The 16,256-nt window shown below is 63.7% G+C and carries 11 protein-coding genes; 8 read left to right on the plus strand and 3 right to left on the minus strand.

Annotation, left to right across the window (positions count from 1 at the left end):
• Positions 1-17 precede the first annotated feature (17 nt).
• Positions 18-1,004 (minus strand): aldo/keto reductase, encoded by a 987-nt coding sequence (locus ACSQ3G_RS05280; protein ID WP_436109303.1) that lies wholly within the window; start codon positions 1,002-1,004, stop codon positions 18-20.
• A 115-nt stretch (positions 1,005-1,119) separates the two neighbouring features.
• On the opposite strand from ACSQ3G_RS05280, the gene ACSQ3G_RS05285 reads away from it, so the two are divergent.
• The gene (locus tag ACSQ3G_RS05285; RefSeq protein ID WP_436109304.1) at positions 1,120-2,355 is read left to right on the plus strand and encodes a metallophosphoesterase family protein; all 1,236 of its coding nucleotides are present in this window, start codon (positions 1,120-1,122) and stop codon (positions 2,353-2,355) included.
• A gap of 3 nt (positions 2,356-2,358) precedes the next feature.
• A complete protein-coding gene (locus ACSQ3G_RS05290) occupies positions 2,359-5,811 on the plus strand; it encodes an AAA family ATPase (RefSeq protein ID WP_436109305.1) in 3,453 nt (1,150 codons plus the stop codon).
• Positions 5,812-6,078: 267 nt separating this feature from the next.
• Here ACSQ3G_RS05290 and ACSQ3G_RS05295 read toward each other — a convergent pair whose 3' ends face one another.
• Together ACSQ3G_RS05295 and ACSQ3G_RS05300 are read right to left on the minus strand one after the other, a co-directional pair.
• Entirely contained in the window at positions 6,079-6,927 is an 849-nt protein-coding gene (locus ACSQ3G_RS05295) for a DUF6030 family protein (RefSeq protein WP_436109306.1), read from the minus strand.
• Between the two features lie 131 nt (positions 6,928-7,058).
• Entirely contained in the window at positions 7,059-7,844 is a 786-nt protein-coding gene (locus ACSQ3G_RS05300; RefSeq protein ID WP_436109307.1) for a metallophosphoesterase, read from the minus strand.
• A 448-nt stretch (positions 7,845-8,292) separates the two neighbouring features.
• Here ACSQ3G_RS05300 and ACSQ3G_RS05305 point away from each other — a divergent pair, with 448 nt between their 5' ends.
• The 6 genes from ACSQ3G_RS05305 to ACSQ3G_RS05330 all read left to right on the plus strand — a co-directional run bounded on the left by ACSQ3G_RS05305 (position 8,293) and on the right by ACSQ3G_RS05330 (position 16,239).
• Entirely contained in the window at positions 8,293-9,363 is a 1,071-nt protein-coding gene (locus ACSQ3G_RS05305) for a polysaccharide biosynthesis/export family protein (RefSeq protein ID WP_436109308.1), read from the plus strand.
• A 138-nt stretch (positions 9,364-9,501) separates the two neighbouring features.
• The gene (locus ACSQ3G_RS05310) at positions 9,502-11,778 is read left to right on the plus strand and encodes a polysaccharide biosynthesis tyrosine autokinase (RefSeq protein WP_436111670.1); all 2,277 of its coding nucleotides are present in this window, start codon (positions 9,502-9,504) and stop codon (positions 11,776-11,778) included.
• Positions 11,779-11,962: 184 nt separating this feature from the next.
• Positions 11,963-13,069 carry a GDP-mannose 4,6-dehydratase gene (gmd, locus tag ACSQ3G_RS05315; RefSeq protein WP_371412543.1) on the plus strand — a complete coding sequence of 369 codons (1,107 nt, stop codon included), beginning with the start codon at positions 11,963-11,965 and terminating at the stop codon, positions 13,067-13,069.
• A complete protein-coding gene (gene fcl / locus ACSQ3G_RS05320) occupies positions 13,062-14,033 on the plus strand; it encodes a GDP-L-fucose synthase (protein WP_247038511.1) in 972 nt (323 codons plus the stop codon). The genes gmd and fcl overlap by 8 nt, the downstream gene beginning before the upstream one ends.
• The gene (locus tag ACSQ3G_RS05325) at positions 14,033-15,340 is read left to right on the plus strand and encodes a WcaI family glycosyltransferase (RefSeq protein ID WP_436109309.1); all 1,308 of its coding nucleotides are present in this window, start codon (positions 14,033-14,035) and stop codon (positions 15,338-15,340) included. The genes fcl and ACSQ3G_RS05325 overlap by 1 nt, the downstream gene beginning before the upstream one ends.
• Positions 15,337-16,239, plus strand: coding sequence for a hypothetical protein (locus tag ACSQ3G_RS05330; protein ID WP_436109310.1), 903 nt, complete (start codon positions 15,337-15,339; stop codon positions 16,237-16,239). Before ACSQ3G_RS05325 ends, ACSQ3G_RS05330 begins: the two co-directional genes overlap by 4 nt.
• The last annotated feature ends 17 nt before the right edge of the window (positions 16,240-16,256 follow it).

Raw genomic sequence — 16,256 nt, forward strand, 5'->3', positions numbered from 1 at the left:
GGGCAGGCTCGGCGTTCCTACCAGCGCTGATGCACATGCGGGGCAACCAGCCGCGCGTAGATTTCCTTGGTCGCCGTCATCACGTCGGCCGAAAGTGCGGCAAGCTCTGCCGCCGCCGCATTGCTCCTGGCCTGCGCCTCGTTGCGGGCGCCGGGAATGACGACGGTAACGGCCTCGTTCATCAGGATCCATTTCAGCGCGAAAGCCGCCATCGACGCCCCCTGCGGCACCAGCTTGCGGACTTCCTCGACCGCCTGGAGGCCGACTTCGAACGGCACGCCGGCAAAAGTCTCGCCGACATCGAAGGCATCGCCATGCCGGTTGAAGCTGCGATGGTCGTCCTTGGCAAACGCCGTATCGCGGGTGATCTTGCCGGACAGCAGCCCGCTGGCGAGCGGTACGCGGACGATGACCGCGACGTTCTTCCGCCTGGCCTCATTGAAGAACAGGTCGGCCGGGCGCTGGCGAAAGATGTTGTAGATGATCTGGATGCTGGTGACGTCGGGATATTCGATCGCCTTCAGCGCTTCCTCGACCTTCTCGACGCTGACGCCGTAATTCTTGATCTTGCCGGCACGGCGCAGATCGTCGAGCGCGCCAAAGATTTCCGGGCGGTAAAGGACTTCGGTCGGCGGGCAGTGGAGCTGCACGAGGTCGAGGCTGTCGATTTCGAGGTTCTTGAGGCTGCGGTCGATGAAGCCTTCGAGATTGGCCCTGGTATAGCCGTCAGCGACATGCGGGCTCAGGCGCCGGCCGACCTTGGTCGCGACCATCGGGCGATCGCCGCCGCGCGATTTCAGGACGCCGGCAATGATCTTTTCCGAGCGGCCGTCGCCATAAACGTCGGCGGTGTCGATGAAGGTGACGCCCGCATCGAGCGCCGCTTCCAGCGCCTTGGCCCCGTCCGTTTCGGCGACATCGCCCCAGGAGCCGCCGATCTGCCAGGCGCCGAAACCGATCTCGCTGACGGTGAAGGATGTGCGTCCGAACGCGTGGTTTCTCATGATGTCCTCCGAATAAGATTGGGCTATCCACAGGCTGCGGAACCCCGAGCTTTCTTCGTGCCCGGCATTTGCCTAAAACACCTGATCTGCTCCGGCAACCGAAACAAGCGATTCGATGACCTCCTTCCGATTCATTCACGCCGCCGACCTGCATCTCGGCAGTCCCTTCCAGGGGCTGGCGCTGAAGGATGCCGCGATCGCCGAACTGTTCATCGAGGCGAGCCGCAGGGCATTTTCAGGACTGGTCGATCAGGCGGTCGAACGCAAGGTGGACTTCTTCATCGTTGCCGGCGACGTCTATGACGGTGACTGGAAGGACAACAAGATCGGCCTGTTCTTCAACCGCGAAGTGGCGCGGCTGGAACGCGCCGGTATCCCCGTCTTCCTGCTGAAGGGCAATCACGACGCCGAAAGCGTCATCACCAAGACGATCACCCTGCCGAAGAATGTCAGCGAGTTCCCGGTCAACAAGCCGGGCAGCTTCAGGCTGGACCATTTGAAGGTGGCGTTGCACGGCCAGGGCTTTGCCGAACGTTCGGCCGTCGAAAACCTGTCGCTCGCCTATCCGAGGCCGGAACAGGGCTGGTTTAATATCGGCGTGCTGCACACCTCGCTCACCGGCCGCGAGCCGCACGCGCCCTATGCGCCGTGCTCGGTCGAGGACCTGCGCTCGCGCGGCTACGACTACTGGGCGCTCGGCCATGTTCATGATTTCGAGATTGTCGCCGAAGATCCGCTGGTGGTCTTCCCCGGCAATCTCCAGGGCCGCTCGATCCGCGAGCAGGGGGCGAAGGGCGCGGTCCTCGTGACCGTCGAGGACAGTCGCATCACCCATGAGCGGATCATCACCGACAGCGCCCGCTTTGCCGAACTCGTGGTCGTGGTCGAACCGGACGACAACATCCCGGCGATCCTGCGCCGTATCGAGAGCGCGCTGGAAGATGTCGTCGAACGGATGGAAGGCCGGCCGCTGGCGCTGCGCATCCGTCTCACGGGCAAAAGCCGCTTCCGCAACGAGGTCATGGCCCGCGCCGAGGATTTTCGCGACGAGGTCCAAGCCGCCTGCCATCGCTCCCATCAGGATATCTGGCTCGAAAAGCTGGAAGTGCGGCTGGAACCGGAAATGAACGGGACGCGCGTCGCGACCGACATGCTCGGCCTCGAAGGCCTCATCCCCATGGACGGCTTCCCGCCGGAACTGCTCGCCGACGCCAACGCCAAGATCGCCGAGATCACCGCCCGCCTGCCGGGCGGCATCGGCGCCGGCGACCTGGCGCTCGGCGATGACGCCGAAGCGCTACTGGCCGAGGCCCGCGATCTCCTGCTCTCGCGTGCGGCGAGGGCCGGCTGATCCATGCGTTTCAACCGCCTCGACATTCTGCGCTACGGCGCACTGACGGACCGGATGCTGACCTTCCGCCCGGATGCCAGACTGCACGTGATCTACGGACCCAACGAGGCCGGAAAATCCTCGGCCCTGTCGGCGATCTCCGACCTGCTGTTCGGTTTTCCGACTGCCGCCGAATACAGCTTCCTGCATGACGCGACCGCGCTTCGCGTCGGGGCCGCGATCACCGCGCGCGATGGGCAGGGGCTCGAATTCCGACGCCGCCGTGGCCGCAAGAATACGCTGCTCGCCGCCAATGAGGCGGAGGAAGCCTTGGCCGAGGATGCCCTGGCGCCATTCCTCGGCACCCTGTCCCGCGACGTGTTCGAACGCGCCTTCGGCCTCGATTCCGCGTCGCTCAGGGCCGGTGGCGAGACGATGTTGAAAAGCGGCGGAGAGATCGGCAGCCTGCTGTTTTCCGCAGCCTCCGGCCTGACCGGGCTTTCGGACCTGCGCAAGTCGCTCGATACGGAAGCCGACGGCATCTATGCGCCGCGCCGCTCCAAGGACCGCTCGTTCTATCAGGTCCTCGACAGTCATGACGAGGCGCGCAAGGCCGAACGCGACAACGAGCTGAAATCCGGCGACTGGAAAAAGCTGCTCGCCGAACAGGCCGAGATCGAGGCCGATCTTGCCGCCGTGCAGGCCGAACGGCAGGAAACCAAGCGCGCCCTCGATCGGCTGCGCAAACTGCTGCGGCTGGAACCGGTGCTGCGGGAGATCGACCGCGAGCGGCAATTGCTCACGCAATACGGAGCACTTGCTGCGTTGCCTGCCGGCTTCGAGGAGCGACTGGCCGGGGCTCTGGAGGCGGAACACAAGAACGCCGAAGCGCTCAAGGCGGCGGAGGCCGAGGTATCGCGCCTGCACGATGAAATCAGCGCCGTGCATGTCGATGAGGCACTGATCGCAGCGGCGCCCAGGATCCTTGCCGCCTATGCGGACAAGGGCGCCTATCTGAAGGCTCGGGAAGATATCGCCCGGGTGCGCGGCGAGGTGGACGATTTCGATCAACGTATCGCGCAGGCGGCCCGCCGGCTCGGCTTCGGCAAATTCGACGAGCTTCAGCGCGCCCAGCCGGCCGATGCCGATCTCGTGCGTCTCCGCAAGCTTGTCGAGGAGGGCAGCGAGCTCGACCGCAGCCTGAAGCAGCTTCGCCAGCAGATTGAGGACGCCCAGGATGTTCTGCGGCGGCTCGGAGACCAAGGGCCGGATGGCCGGTTGATCGATCCGAAACCGTGGGCGGAACAGCTCGCCGTGCTGCGTCCCGACGTCAGCGAGCTCTCCGGCATCGAGGCCCTGCAGGTGCGCGTCGCCCGTGCCGAAAGCGATCTTGCCGCCGCCGCCGCGCGCCTCGACCCGCCGGTCAGGGATATCGGCCGTCTTCTCTCGGTGCCGCTGCCGGATATCGCGACGCTCACCCATCACCGCCGGCTGATCGACGCGGCCAAAGCGGAGAGCGCCCAGGCGACCCAGAAGCTCGCCGGCATCCGCGACGAAGCCAAGGCAATCGCCGGGCAGCTTGCGGCGCTGGAAGGGCAGGGGCGGATCGTCTCCCGCGGGGATATCGCAGCGGCAAGAGCCGGCCGCGACGAAAAGATCGATACGTTCGGGGCAAAACCTTCTGCCGAAAAACTCAGCGAACTGAAGATCGCCGTGGAGGATGCAGACCGGCTCGCCGATGCAGCGCTCGCTGACGCCGAACGTGTCTCTCGTCATGCCCACCTCACGCTACGGCAGCGGGAACTGCTTCAGGCGGTCGGCGCTGCCGAGACCGCCGCCAGGGAAAGCGACATTGCTGCCGCCGACGCGGTCACCGAATTCGAAGACCTTTTCCATGCAGCACCTGTCGCGCCGTCGACGCCGGAGCGGATGATCGAATGGCGCCGTGCCGTCGACGGACTTTCCCTGCTTGCGGGTGCATTGGACGAGGCGCGCGACGAGCTGGAGACGCTTCGCCACAGGGAGGAAAAACTCAAGCCGGCCTTGCTGGCGCTGGCCGATGCCATCGGTCTTGCCGCATCGGCGCTGCCGCCGCTGGCACTTGCCCGCGGGCTGGAACGCCGGATCGGGGAACTGACCGAGCGTTGGACCGAAAGCCGTTCGCTGGAAGGCAAGCGCCATTCCGCCGAGGAGACGCTGGAAAAGCTGGAGGAACGCGAGACCGGTCTGCGCCGGGATATCGAACGCTGGCGCTCGACGTTCTCCAATGCCGCAGTTCTGGCGGGCCTTTCGGAGGACGCGACGGTCGATATGGCTCTCGCGGCGCTGGATGTCTGGCGCACCGTTCCCGATCTTCTCTCCGAACGGGAAAACCGGGACCGCCGCGTCAAGGGCATGGCGCGGGACATGGAGGATTTCGAAGCGGAGGTGAGGGCGCTCGCCACTGCGGTGGCGCCGGATCTGGTCTCGCTGCCTGCCGATGTCGCGGCAGGCATGCTGAACGACCGCGCAACGGATGCAAAGACCGCCGCAAACCAGCGGGCCACTCTCACCACAGCGCTCGAGCGCGCTGAGCTCGCGGTGGCCCGGCACGCCGCCGACGCGGAAAGACTTATGGCGGACCTGCGCGGGCTTGCCACCGCCGCATCCAAGCATATCGAGGAGGCTGACGGCCTTCTCCGCGATCTTCGCGAACGCAACCGGCTGGAAGCGAGCCTCGCGCAATGCCGCAGCCGATTTGCCGAACAGGCGGACGGTGCGACCGAGGACGAGGCACGCGCCGCGCTTGTCGGCTTCGACAGGATCGCCGCCGGCCTGGAAATCGAGCGGCTGGACGCCGAAGATGCCCGGCAGGTCGAGCGGATGAAGACGCTCGGCATTGCCCAGGCCGATAGCGAGCGCCGCCGCCGGGAGCTGGAAACCGGCATCGGTGCCGAACGCGCAGTCTTCCAGAAGCTCGCGGCGGAGACGGAAGCCAAGGAGTTGGCGCGGCGCTGGGTGGTGCTGAAGCTCGCCGCCGGCCTTCTGGCGAGCTCGATGGACGCCTATCGTGAACGTCAGGCGGATCCGGTCATGCGGCGGGCAGGGCAGGTCTTCGCCGATCTCACCGGTGGCCGTTTCTCGCGCCTCGTCCAGGTTTATGACGAGCGCGACGAGCTGCAGCTCGCGGTCGAACGGCAGACCGGCGAGCAGGTGAGGCTTGACGGCCTGAGCGAGGGCACCGGCGATCAGCTCTATCTGGCGCTGCGGCTCGCCTTCCTGGAGGATTATTGCAGCCGCAACGAGCCGGCGCCGCTGATCCTCGACGACATTTTTCAGACCTTCGACGACGAGCGGACCGCAGCGGGCATCCGGACGCTTGCGGCGGCGGGCGAAAAATTCCAGACCGTGCTCTTTACCCACCAGATGAGCCTAGTCGAGGCCGCGCGCCGCGAGCTGGGGGACGGGCTGGACCTCGTCCAGCTGGAGCGAGCCTAGAGCCTTTCAGGGTTAAATTGAATCGTTCTGTTGGCTCAAACGGAGTCGGATGATCGACCGGCCGGCGCGCGTCGTAGCCATGCTCTACGGCCAAGCCGGCCGGTCGATCAGGCGGCCCGTTTCAGCCAACCCGATGGGCCGGGCATCTTTCCGCCAGGATCAGAGGCGATCGGCTCGGACGTACATCGGGGCATGCCCTTCGCCAATCGCCTCTGCCCTGACGAAAACCTGCTCCGGCAGAACGCTTCAATTTAACCCTTAAAGGCTCTAGGAGGCGGATTGCGGCTGAGGCAGGCTGCGCAGCGCCAGGCAGCCGACCGGCATGCGATAGGTCGGCGTAGCCCACCTGTCCGGCGGGGCCGACGGGCGTTCGCCGCAGCCGGCCGTCTGCCGGCGCGGCAGGATCAGCAGATTGTAGCGCCGAGCGTCGGTAATCTCCCGGCTGAACGTCATCCGGTAGTTTTCGACGATCGAGCTGAACTCGGTGCGTCCCGCCAGTTTCTCGATCAGATAGGTTCGCGTCTCCGGCGTCATCGGCAGGCCGAAACGCTCGGTGGCTCCGATTGCTTCGCTGAGCACCGCAAGCTCCGTGGTCAGATCCGTCAGGCTGACCTTGATGCGAAAGCTGCTGACGGTGCCGGGCTCCGTGCCGCGGGCCTGGATGAACAGCGCAGCCGGTTCAGGCGCATTCCCGAATTCCTCGAAGAACAGGCATTCCCAATCGTCACCCGAACGGCTGAAGGTTGGTGCCGTGCCTCTATCGTCCCGCAGCAGGTCGCAGCGCTCCTCGGCCGAAAGCGCCTCGGTCTTCTCGAACACCGCCATCCGCTCAAGGCCCGCCTTGAGAAGCCAGGGCGGGTAGTGTTTCTCCGGTGGCAGCGATCTATGCCTGCCGACCCGCAGGGGCGGTGCCGGTGGCGCGGGGAAAAGGTATTGCTCCAGTGCGAATTGACGGACCAGCCGTTTATAGTTCCGGCCATTGTCGACCGTGAGCACCGTCGCCGCGAGGGCGGCCAGCACGACCGCAAGGAAAAAGCCGAAAACCAAAACCGCCGAACGCTGCCTGCGGCGGCGGTCGGCTGGTGTCTGTGTGTCTGCCTTACCCTCCTCCGGCATGGCTCCGCTTCCGATCGAGGATGGCCCGGCGTTGGGCCCCCGCCGACAACATAACACGCCTCTTCGGCTCGATGATCAAGCCTCTGCTGTTCCGGTGGTATCGGCGTCGGCTCGCCCGATACCCCGGTCTTTCAAAGGAACGAGAAGCGGCCGCCGTCGATCTTGAGGATCGTGAGCCTGCCGGAATAATAGGCGCCCGTATCGATGCCGATCCGGCCGGGTCCGAAATCCGGTTCCGGCTGCGGCGTATGTCCGTGGATGACGAGAAGCGGCAGCTGCGGTCCGGTCGCAAGAAAGGCGTCCCGGATCCAGAGCATGTCTTCATCGGTCTGCTGTTTGAGCGGTATGCCGGGCCTCAGGCCCGCATGGACAAAGACGAGCTTGCCGATCGTCAGGCTGGCCGGGAGACTGGCGAGGAATTTCCTGTGCGGCACCGGCACGGCTTCCATCAGCAGGTCGCCGAACCTGGCGCCGCGCTTCCTGCCGCGCGCGCCGAACTGGTATGGGTCCAAGCCGTAGGATAGCAGCGTCTGTTCGCCGCCCATTCCCAACCAGTCGGAATAACGTTCCGGATCGTCCACGAACCTCATGAAAATATCATCATGATTGCCGCAGAGCGCTATCCGCCTCAAGCCGTGCTCGCTGGGCCTGATCAGGTGTTCGAGGACGTGGCTCGAAGCCGGCCCCCGATCGACATAGTCGCCGAGCAGGATGACCATGCCGGGACGTCGGTTCTCTTCGATGTCGTGAGCGATGCGCGCCTCGGCATCCCGAAGCAGGTCGAGGCAGCCGTGCACATCGCCGATCGCATAGATCGGATAGGAGGGCGGGTTCTGACCGAGATCGATCCGGCGGCGGCGAGGCCGGATCGGTCCGGCCGGCCGCCGTCCCCAAAACCAGTCCGTCAACTTTCGCATGCTTACCGCCATCCGCCTGATATGTACGATCCCGCCGCCAATGAGAAGTGGATGCCCCAAGGAGTGTTAACAACGTCCAAAGTGCTGGGCTTTCCATACGGGTATCGGGAATAGCCGCCGCCATCTGTGGGACAATTCCGCAGGCGGACAAGGCCGTTCGACAGCGTTGGCAGCGGAGGACCTGTATTCTGTGGATAGTAAATGATTAACCAACCATGTTGTTGATTTGCCACAGCATGCGGATTTTCGATTCGCCCCCGGTTTACCCCTTAGAATCACCGGGTCCCACCGTCGGCTAAACCGATACCATACTTTGGGTTGTATGGCGGGGCGTATGTTTAGTTCCTTGGGTGCTGTTTTAACGCTTGCTACTATTGCGTTTCTGTCCGGCTGCACGGGACTTCCGAGGTCCGGTCCGGATCCGCACGCCGTTGAAGCCAATGCAACCGTGAAGGCATTTTCCGCCGCCGGCAACAGGGTCGGCATCGACTATGCGCTCGTCGACATCAATCAGTCCGTCCTCGCCCATCTGCCGAAATCGGTCAGGTCTAGCCTGAGCGCCGGTTTCGGCTCTGGCAGCAGCGGTCCGCCGCCGCTCACTCTCGGTGTTGGCGATGTCGTTCAGGTCTCCGTGTTCGAGGCGCAGAGCGGCGGCCTGTTCATTCCCGCCGATGCCGGCGCCCGTCCGGGCAATTACATCACCCTGCCGAACCAGACGATTGGTCGTGACGGCACATTGAGCGTCCCTTACGCGAACAAGGTGAAGGCCGCCGGTCGCCCGGTCGATGCAGTGCAAATCGATGTTGCAGAGCGTCTGGCCAATCGCGCCATCGAGCCTCAGGTGGTCATCTCGACGGTGACGAGCCGTTCGATGGGGGCGTCGGTCCTTGGCGACGTCAAGCAGGCGAAGAAGATCGAACTCAGCCCCGCCGGCGAACGCATCATCGACGTGATTTCCGAGGCAGGCGGTTTGAGCATCCCCAAGGAGGAGGCGACCGTCACGCTCCAGCGCCGCGGCCGCAGCGTCACCGTCGCCTATCGGACGCTGAGCGAGCATCCGCGGGAGAATATCTATGTGCAGCCGGGCGATACGATCTTCGTCGATCGCAATCGCCGGACCTTCTTGGCCTTCGGGCTGACCGGCGAAAGCGGACGCTTCGATTTCGACGATTCCAATCTGTCGCTCGGGGAGGCTTTGGCGAAAGCCGGCGGGTTGCTCGACGACAAGGCCGAGCCGCAATCGGTCCTGCTCTACCGCCTCGTGGAGCGTGATCTTCTGCGCAATATCGGCCTCGACGTCGGCCGGTTCAGAGCGCGGGACGTGCCGGTGATCTTCCGCTCCAATCTGCGCGATCCGGCGGCGTTCTTCGCCGTCCAGCAGTTTCCCATGCAGGACAAGGACGTGATCTATGTATCGACGGCCGATGCGGTCGAGCTTGTAAAGTTCCTTACCATCCTCAATTCGGTCACCGCCTCCACCCGGGATATCGCGAGTAGTCATGATGCCTGGCGCGACTGACATTCAGGCCGCATGCGGCCGCTCCGGGTCGGCTTGGGCCGCTACGCGCATCGGTCGGGTGGTGCGATGAACCAGCGGCCGGTTTTTCTCACTCGCCAACAGCAGGAGCCCCGCAACGAGGAAGCTCCGGAACTGGACATGGACGGCCTGATCGCCATCGTTCGGCGGCAGTGGCGGGTGGTCGGCCTTTGCGTCGCGGTGTTCCTGGCGCTCGGCATCGGGTACCTCCTCACCGCCGTGCCTCGATATACCGCCAGGACCAGCGTGCTGATCGACCGCGGCAACCGGCAGGTCGTCGAGCAATTGTCAACGATCGGCGGGGTCCTGGACGACGAGGCGTCCGTCCTCAGCCAGGTCGAACTGCTGCGCTCCGAGACGATCGGCCTGTCGGCGGTCGACAGATTGAAATTGCAGGACGATCCGGAATTCATGGCCGGCCGCCGAAACCTGATATTGGCCGTGGCTTCGGACTTGCGGTCGATGCTTCATGTCGGGCAATGGCTGCGAGGAGACAGCCAGTCCGGTCCCGATCAGATCGAGGCGCAACGGCGCCAGGCACTCGCCATGCTTCTCGGCAATATGAAGGTTTCGCGCGTCGGGCGTTCTTATGTCCTGGAAATCGCGTTCACGGCCACATCGCCGCGGCTTGCCGCAGCCGTCGCCGGCGCGATCGCGGATGCCTATCTGACCGACAAGCTGGACGCCAAATACGATGCCACAAGGCGGGCCGGCAATTGGCTGCAGGAGCGCATCGAGGAACTGCGACAGCGCTCGCTGGAATCGGATCTGGCGGTCCAGAGATTTCGCGCCGCAAACGGGCTTGTTGTTGCCAATGACAAACTCGTTTCCGACCAGCAGCTTACCGAAATGAACAGCGAGCTGATCGTAGCGCGTGCCGATACGGCCAGAGCCCGGGCGCGTTCCGAGCGGATCGAAGCGATCATCGCGAGTGGCGAGAGGGACGCGATCGTCACCGACGCGCTGGACAGTTCGGTCATCAGTTCGCTGCGCGAAAAATACCTGGAATCGTCGAAGCGGGAGGCCGAGATATCGAGGCGGCTGGGGCCGGACCATGTCCAGGCAGCCCGCCTTCGCCAGGATATGGCGGAATACGACCGGCTGATGTTCGACGAGATCAGGCGGATCGCCAGGAGCTACCAAAGCGAGCTGGAGGTCGCCCGGTCGCGCGAACGCCAGATCACCCAAGGGGTACGCAACGCCACCGACATCAGCGTCACCGCGAGCGAAACGCAGGTACAGTTGCGGGAACTGGAACGGGCGGCCGAAACCTACCGGAACCTCTATCAGACGTTCCTGCAGCGATATCAGGAGGCCGTGCAGCAGCAGTCCTTTCCCGTCACGGAGGCGCGGATCATTTCCCGTGCGGTGCCGCCGACGGGCGCCAGCGAGCCGCGGCTGTCGCTGGTGCTTGCGCTTTGCCTCGCGCTTGGCTGCGGCGTCGGCGGAGCGGTCGGGGCATTCCGCGAATTCCGGGACCGGTTCTTCCGTACCGGCGAACAGGTGAGGGATGTTCTGGGCCTGGAATATCTGGGCTCGGTACCGCTGGTGGAACCGCAGCCGGGCGGAAGCCCCCCGACGGAGCCCGTGAAGGGGGAGGTCTGGAGGAAGAACGGCCTATCGGCCTTTGCGCTGGAGCATCCGTCTTCCGCCTTTGCCGAAACGTTGCGCAGCGCCCGGATCGCGGCGGACGTCCATATCGACAGGCCGCATAAGATCATCGGCATCGTTTCGATGCTGCCGGGCGAGGGTAAATCGGCGATCGCCATGAATTTCGCCCAGGCGCTGGCGGGGAGTGCAAGGACGTTGCTGATCGATGCGGATCTTCGCAATCCGGGTGCCACGAGGGCGCTGGGCCAGCATGCCGAAGAGGGGCTGCTCGAAGTGCTGCTGGAAGGCCAGACGCCGGCCTCGGCGATGTTGATCGATCCGGAGACCGGCTTGAGGTTCCTGCCTGCGGTCGTAAAGCGGCGGACACCTCATTCATCGGAACTGCTGGCATCGGCCGCCATGGCCAGGCTGCTGGCGCAGATGGCCGGCGACTTCGATTATATCGTCCTCGACCTGCCGCCGCTCGGCCCTGTCGTCGATGCGAGGGCCATCGCCCCGCGTGTCGATGGCTTCATCATGGTCGTCGAGTGGGGCGAGACATCCCGAAAGGCCGTGAAGGATACCCTAAATGCGGAACCGCAGATCGCCGGCCGTTGCCTCGGCGTCATCCTCAACAAGGTCGATGCCGCCAGAATGAAGCTCTATGAGGGGTACGGTTCGCCGGACTATTATGCATCGCGTTACACGCAGTACTACCATGAAACGCATCCTGATCCGACGCCGGCTTCCGTCGGCACCGCAACCAGGATCAAAACGACAAGGGAGAAGCCTGACAACAGCCGATGATCTTTTCTGAAGCGTTTCACTGCAATGTTTGGCATAAGCCCGAGATGCTACGAATCACTGTATGTCTCGGATTCGCCGCATTCCGGGGGACATCACAATAGTGTTCTCAGTGCTTGCGACTGGCACATTGCGCGGATAGACGTGCACGTTTCACTTAAAGACTGACGGGTTCCGTTAGGGGGATATGATGACTGGAAATGTGAAGAGCAACGGCAAGGTAGCATTGATCACCGGGGTAACGGGCCAGGACGGCGCTTACCTTGCGGAACTCTTGCTGTCCAAGGGCTATACCGTCCACGGCATCAAGCGGCGCTCTTCCTCGTTCAACACCAACCGCATCGAGCATCTCTACGAAGATCCGCATGTGGCAGACCCGCGGTTCATCCTGCATTTCGGCGACATGACGGATTCGACCAACCTCATCCGCGTCGTGCAGGAAGCCCAGCCGGACGAAATCTACAATCTCGCCGCCCAGAGCCACGTGCAGGTCTCCTTCGAGACGCCGGAATATACCGCCAATGCCGACGGCACCGGCACTCTGCGCCTGCTCGAGGCGATCAGGCTCCTCGGCCTTTCCAAGAAGACCCGCTTCTACCAGGCCTCGACCTCGGAACTGTACGGCAAGGTGCAGGAAGTGCCGCAGAGCGAGACGACGCCTTTCTACCCGCGCTCGCCTTATGCGGTTGCCAAGCTCTACGCCTACTGGATCGTCGTCAACTATCGCGAGGCCTACGGCCTGCATGCCTCCAACGGCATTCTGTTCAACCACGAGAGCCCGATCCGCGGCGAGACCTTCGTCACCCGCAAGATCACTCGCGCGGCCGCCGCCATCCATCTGGGCCTTCAGGAACGCCTCTTTCTCGGCAATCTCGACGCCAAGCGCGACTGGGGCCATGCGCGTGAATACGTGCGCGGCATGTGGCTGATGACGCAGCAGGACGAGCCGGACGACTACGTCCTGGCAACCGGCGAGACCCATACGGTCCGGTCCTTCGTCGAAAAATCCTTCGCCAAGGTCGGCATGCCGATCGAGTGGCGCGGCGAGGGCGTCGAGGAGAAGGGCTATGATACGACATCCGGCGAATGCGTCGTGGCTATCGATCCGCGCTATTTCCGCCCGACGGAAGTCGACCTTCTGATCGGCGATCCCACCAAGGCGCACCGGAAGCTCGGCTGGAAGCACGAGACCAATCTCGACCAGTTGATCGCCGAAATGGTCCGGGAAGACCTGAAGGTGATGGCGCGCAACGTGCCGACCGCGGGTGGCAACAAGGGTCTCTCCCATGCCTGAGACGATCTACAGCCTTGCGGGGAAGAAGGTCTATGTCGCGGGACATCGCGGCATGGTCGGCTCGGCGATCGTCCGCCGTCTGGCCTCGGAAGGCTGCGAGATACTGACGGCGTCGCGCGGTGATGCCGATCTGACGCGCCAGGCGGAAGTTGAGGCCTGGATGGAGAAGAACCGCCCGGACGCAGTGTTCCTGGCGGCCGCCAAGGTGGGCGGCATCCTCGCCAACGACACCTATCCGGCCGATTTCCTCTACGACAACCTCATCCTCGAGGCGAATATCATTGAGGCCGCCCACAAGGTCGGCGTCGAAAAGCTGATGTTCCTCGGCTCGTCCTGCATCTACCCGAAATTCGCCGATCAGCCGATCGTCGAGGAGTCGCTTTTGACCGGCTCGCTGGAGCCGACCAACGAATGGTATGCGATCGCCAAGATCGCCGGCATCAAGCTCTGCCAGGCCTATCGCAAGCAGCATGGCAGCGACTTCATCTCGGCCATGCCCACCAACCTTTACGGCCCCGGCGACAATTTCGACCTGAAATCCAGCCACGTCATGCCGGCATTGATCCGCAAGGCGCATGAGGCGAAGACCGGCCACCTTCCGGACATCACCGTATGGGGCACCGGCACGCCGCGCCGCGAATTCCTGCACGTCGACGATTGCGCCGACGCCTGCGTCCATCTGATGAAGACCTATTCGGCGGAAACCCATGTCAATGTCGGTTCCGGCGAGGACGTGACCATCCTGGAACTCGCCAAACTGGTGTCCAAGGTCGTCGGTTTCCAGGGGGATATCTCTCATGATCTCACCAAACCCGATGGCACGCCGCGCAAGTTGATGAGCGCGGCCAAGCTGCGGGCGCTCGGCTGGTCGCCGAGGATCGGGCTGGAGCAAGGCATAACCGATGCCTACCAGGCCTTCCTCAAGGGCGAATATCTTGAGCGCAAACGCGGAGATGCTGCCTGATGACAGCCGCCGCCCAGCCCCTCAGCGACGAATGCGAACAAACGTTCGACGCTGCACCGGGGCTGGCCACGGCAGCTGCCACATCGCCACGCAAAAGCGTGGTCGTCTATGCGATGAACTACGCGCCCGAGACCGCGGGCGTCGGCAAATATACCGGCGAAATCGCCGAATATCTCGCCGCCGAGGGCATGGACGTCACGGTGGTGACCACCCCGCCGCATTACCCCGACTGGGCGGTCCAGGCCGGATATCGGAACCGCTATTCCTCGAAGATCGAGGGGCGTATCTCGGTGTTGCGAGCGCCGTTGATGCTGCGGCGGAAGATGGGCGGCATCTGGCGGCTCCTGGCGCCGCTCTCCTTTGCGCTCACCTCGGCGCCCTTGGTCTTCTGGCAGATCCTGCGGCATCGCCCGGTCACCGTCTTCTGCGTCGAACCGACGCTGTTTGCCGCGCCCGTCGCGCAGCTTGCGGCCAGATTTGTCGGCGCTCGGACCGTGCTACATGTTCACGACCTCGAGGTGGACGCGGCGTTCGCCGTCGGGCATCTGAGCTCCAAGGCCTGGCTGAAGACGGTCGGCCACGTTTTCGAGCGCGGCGTGCTTGCCAGGTTCGATCGGCTGGTCACCATTTCCAACCGTATGGCTGAAGGCCTGGCCGGGAAAGGCGTCCCGAACGCAAAACTATCCGTCGTCCGCAACTGGGTGGATCTCGCGCATATCCACCCCATGGAAGACGTCAGCCCCTACCGCGCGGAGCTTGGTTTCGGCCGCGACGATTTCGTCGTCCTCTATTCGGGCAGTATCGGCGCCAAGCAGGGCCTGAACGTGCTGCTCGATGCGGCCGAGCGTCTCAAGGGCGAGCGGCGCATTCATTTCGTGATCTCCGGCGAGGGGCCGCAGAAGCCGGAACTCGAAGCCCGTTACGGCCATATCGAGAATCTCCGTTTCCTGGCCTTTCAGCCCTATTCCAAGCTGAACGCGTTCCTCAACATGCCGGATCTGCACGTGCTGCCGCAGGACAGGAGCGCCGCCGACCTGACACTGCCGTCGAAACTCGGCGGCATGCTTGCCTCGGGAAAGCCTGTTCTTGTCACGGCCGACGCGGGCACGGAACTGGCGCAGTTCGTCGAGGACGCGGTTTATCTGACGCCGCCGAACGATCCGGAAAACCTGGCGGCCTGTATTCTCCGTGCGATGTCCGAGCGGGACGCATGGCAGCCGCATTCCCAGGATGCTCTCGTGCAGAGCCTGTCGAAACGGCCGGCCATCATCGCCATAAGGCAGCTCATCGACAGCGGTGAGCCATGAGAGTCGCCGGTCACATCCTCGCCTACAACGTCGATCGGTTTCTGCCGCACGTCGTCGAGAACTGTGGCCGTTTCGTCGACAAGATCTTCATCGTCCGGCCGGAGCGTCCCTGGGCCTATGCCCCCGGTTCTCGCGCCACGAGGACAAATCCGACGACCAGGGACAAGGTGGATGAAGCGATCGCCTTCGCCCGCTCAAAAGGCGTGAGTTGCGAGATCGAGGTGATCTGTACCGACTTCGAGACCGAGGAGGACACCCGCAACGACTGCCTCGATCGGGCGATTGTCGAAGGTTACGACTGGCTGGTCATCCAGGACGCCGACGAGTTCTATCCGGACAGCGGTTGGGAAACGCTGCTCGAATTCATGGCGGCGGACGGCAGGCATGACCGCATCCTGACCCCATGGCACAATTTCTGGAAAACGCCCGAGCTGGTGCTGACCAGCGGCGATGGCTCGATCAGGGATGTCAACGCGGGGTTCGCGATCCGCTGCAAAAGCGGCGTTCGCTTCGATACTGCCCGGAAGACCACCCCTGCTGCGACCATCCTCGTCGATGCGCCCTGCTACCACTACGGCTACGTCATGAGCGACGCCGAGATGTGGGAAAAGATCACCAGCTGGGGACATGCGCATCAGGTGAACGCGCAAAAATGGTTCCGGCTGAAATGGCTGGGATGGACGCCCGCCCATTCCTACCTCCATCCGGTCACGCCGCTATTCTGGCCAAAGGCGGTCCGTTTTCCTGGCAGGCAGCCCGCCTTCGCCTCTCCGTTCATGAACCTGGCCCAGGAAACCGCACCGCTCGGGTTTGCCGATTTTTTGGAAAACATGCTTGCCGACCGTGCGACGGACGTCCGCATCGTCGCGCGAAAATTATTGAGAAGGTCAACCGTGTAGCCGTAGGTCGCGTTTTC

The sequence above is a fragment of the Neorhizobium tomejilense genome, from assembly GCF_964254135.1.
In the GTDB taxonomy this organism is placed as follows: Bacteria; Pseudomonadota; Alphaproteobacteria; order Rhizobiales; family Rhizobiaceae; genus Neorhizobium; species Neorhizobium tomejilense.